This window comes from Pseudomonas sp. P5_B2 (assembly GCF_056400445.1).
Genome location: NZ_JBFULH010000513.1, coordinates 1 through 2,953 on the forward strand (window position 1 = coordinate 1; position 2,953 = coordinate 2,953).

Annotated in this window: 4 protein-coding genes; 2 read left to right on the forward strand and 2 right to left on the reverse strand. The window is 58.7% G+C overall.

The window, feature by feature from the left end:
- The first annotated feature begins 16 nt into the window (after positions 1 to 16).
- Positions 17 to 334 carry a Rieske (2Fe-2S) protein gene (locus tag AC1DRJ_RS23200; protein ID WP_477804208.1) on the forward strand — a complete coding sequence of 106 codons (318 nt, stop codon included), beginning with the start codon at positions 17 to 19 and terminating at the stop codon, positions 332 to 334.
- Here the strand turns inward: AC1DRJ_RS23200 and sfsA are convergent.
- Together sfsA and AC1DRJ_RS23210 are read right to left on the reverse strand one after the other, a co-directional pair.
- The gene (sfsA, locus tag AC1DRJ_RS23205; RefSeq protein ID WP_477804205.1) at positions 331 to 1,044 is read right to left on the reverse strand and encodes a DNA/RNA nuclease SfsA; all 714 of its coding nucleotides are present in this window, start codon (positions 1,042 to 1,044) and stop codon (positions 331 to 333) included. The genes AC1DRJ_RS23200 and sfsA overlap by 4 nt on opposite strands.
- A complete protein-coding gene (locus tag AC1DRJ_RS23210) occupies positions 1,044 to 2,216 on the reverse strand; it encodes a pyridoxal phosphate-dependent aminotransferase (RefSeq protein WP_477804206.1) in 1,173 nt (390 codons plus the stop codon). The genes sfsA and AC1DRJ_RS23210 overlap by 1 nt, the downstream gene beginning before the upstream one ends.
- A 332-nt stretch (positions 2,217 to 2,548) precedes the next feature.
- Between AC1DRJ_RS23210 and dksA the strand changes: the two genes are divergently transcribed.
- The coding region (gene dksA, locus AC1DRJ_RS23215) for an RNA polymerase-binding protein DksA (protein WP_477804207.1) at positions 2,549 to 2,953 on the forward strand (405 nt) is incomplete at its 3' end.

The following is a 2,953-nucleotide window of genomic DNA, read 5'->3' on the forward strand; positions in this document are numbered from 1 at the left end:
CGACTTGAGGATAGACATGAAGTTTCTTTGCACAGGTGCCGAATTGGCTGACGCCAGCAGTCGCGGTTTCGACATCGAAGGACAGAAGCTCTTTGCCGTACGCCGGGGCGGTCAGGTTTTCGTCTACATCAATCGCTGCCCGCACCGTGGTGTCGGCCTGGAATGGACGCCAGACAGCTTTCTCGACCCCAGTAACAGCTTGATCCAGTGCTCCACCCACGGCGCACTGTTTCTGATCGAAGACGGCGAATGCGTTTCCGGCCCCTGCGCCGGTCAATCGCTGACCGCCGTGCCCTGCCGCGAAGACGCGCAGGGCGTCTGGGTCAGCGTTTAACCGTTGAGCAGAACGTCCAGGCGCCGATCAACCACCATCTCTTCATGGGTCAATCGCACGCCGTAGGCCAGCACTTCCACCCCGCACGCCACCGCTTCACGCAAGGCCGCCGCGTAGGCCGAATCGATTTCTTCTGCAGGACGCACGGCATCGATGCCAGTCAAGTTAACGCAATACAACTGCACTGCACGGATTCCGTCCCGGGCCAGGTGCGCCAATTCACGCAAATGCTTGGCCCCGCGCTGAGTCACCGCGTCGGGAAACGCGGCCACTGATGAGCCATCGAAGCCGAGGGTGACGCTTTTAACCTCTATGTAGGCCGGGCCGCTGGGGTACTGGAGACGAAAGTCGATACGGCTACTTTCCTGACCATAGGCGACTTCGCGCTTGAGCTCGGTAAAACCGTTCAGCTCACTGATCACACCAGCGTGCAGCGCCTCTTCAATCAAACCGTTGGCTCGCCCGGTGTTGACGCAAAACATGCGCCCTTGTGGGGTTTCGCCGACTTCCCAAGTGCCGGGCAACTTGCGCTTGGGATCATTAGAGCGACTGAACCAGACCTGCCCACCCTCCACCTGGCAATTGAGCATCGAGCCCGTATTGGGACAATGAATGGTCAGAAACTCGCCGCTAACGGTTTCGATATCGGCAAGAAAGCGCTTGTAACGACGGATCAAACGCCCTTCTTCGAGGGGAGGATGGAAACGCATCAGCCTTGCCAGCTCTTCAAACCGCGAGCGATCCGCTCGACCGCTTCCTGCAAGCGCGGCAGGCTTTGGGTGTAGGCGAATCGCACGTGATGCCCGGCATGAAAGCGCCCGAAATCCAGTCCCGGGGTAATTGCCACATGCTCGGTTTCAAGGAAGTGTCGGCAGAACGCGAAGGCATCACCGCCGAACTTGCTGATATCCGCGTACAAATAGAACGCGCCTTCCGGCTCCACGGCGATGCCAAAACCCAACTCGCGCAAGGCAGGCAGCAGGAAATCGCGACGACGGCCAAATTCGGCGCGGCGCTCTTCGAGAATGCTGATGGTTGCCGGCTCGAAGCAGGCCAATGCGGCGTGCTGGGCCATGCTGGGGGCGCTGATGTAGAGATTTTGCGCGAGCTTTTCCAGCTCGCCGACGGCGGCCTCCGGTGCGACCAGCCAGCCGAGACGCCAGCCAGTCATGCCGAAATACTTGGAAAAACTGTTCAGAACAAACGCACTGTCATCGACTTCCAGCACGCTGGCGGCATCGGTGCCGTACGTCAGGCCGTGATAGATCTCGTCGACTACCAGATGACCGTGTCGGAGCTTGATCGCCGCAGACAACCCTGCCARCTCATCGCGAGTCAGGATCGTCCCGGTCGGATTGGCCGGGGAAGCCACTAACGCGCCCACGCTGTCGTGGTCCCAGTGGCGGGCGACCAGATCGGGGGTCAGCTGATAACGCACTTCAGGCCCTACAGGAACAAGCTGCGCCGCACCTTCCACCAACCGCAGAAAGTGCCGATTGCAGGGGTAACCTGGATCCGCCAACAGCCAGTGCTTGCCCGGGTCCACCAGCAAGGCGCTGGCCAGCAACAAGGCGCCCGAACCGCCGGGGGTGATGAGGATTCGTTTGGGGGCAATGTTCAACCCATAACGCTGCTGGTAGAAATTGGAAATGGCTTCTCGCAGCTCGGGAATGCCCCGTGCTGCGGTATAACGGGTCTTTCCAGCCGTCAATGCGGCATGGCCGGCCTGAATGATCGGCTCGGCAGTGGTGAAGTCAGGCTCGCCGATTTCCAGGTGGATCACGTCGTGGCCAGCGGCTTGCAGTTCATTGGCCCGCGCCAGCAACGCCATGACGTGGAAAGGTTCGATTGCACGACTGCGGGCACTGTAGGACTGAGCCATTAGCCTTCCTTCAACAGATAAAAGAACCAATTCTACCCAAGCGCAGGAACGAGCGAGAGCCTAAAGCGGTCAGACGCCTTAGCACCAGACATAAACGACTCAAACGAGTACCCCAAGTTTGACTAAAATCAATATTTGATCAGGTCTCCAACACCACCAGACAAAGCTTTGCAATGATTTGCAAGCGCTGCGAGCCACTACTTCGACATCCGGGAGTAGCGCGTCCCGATTTGATCTGGTAAGTTCGCCCGCTTGCAGCCGCAGGGCCGGCAGGTGTCGGTGATGGAGCAATCCTGCGCAGATGGATTACAAGAGTAGAGGCGGTCCATTTCATGCCCACCCAAGCAAAGCAACAGCAAAGCACGACAATCAGCGGCTTCGAACCCTACAAAGAAGTGAAGGGCGAGGAGTACATGGGCAAGCCCATGCGCGCGCACTTCACCAAGATCCTGAACAAGTGGAAACAGGACTTGATGCAGGAAGTCGACCGTACTGTTGATCACATGAAAGACGAAGCGGCCAACTTCCCGGACCCGGCAGACCGTGCCAGCCAGGAAGAAGAATTCAGCCTCGAGCTGCGTGCCCGCGACCGCGAGCGCAAGTTGATCAAGAAGATCGACAAAACGCTGCAACTGATTGAAGACGAAGAATATGGCTGGTGCGAGTCCTGTGGCGTCGAAATCGGCGTCAAGCGACTGGAAGCCCGCCCTACCGCCGATATGTGCGTTGACTGCAAG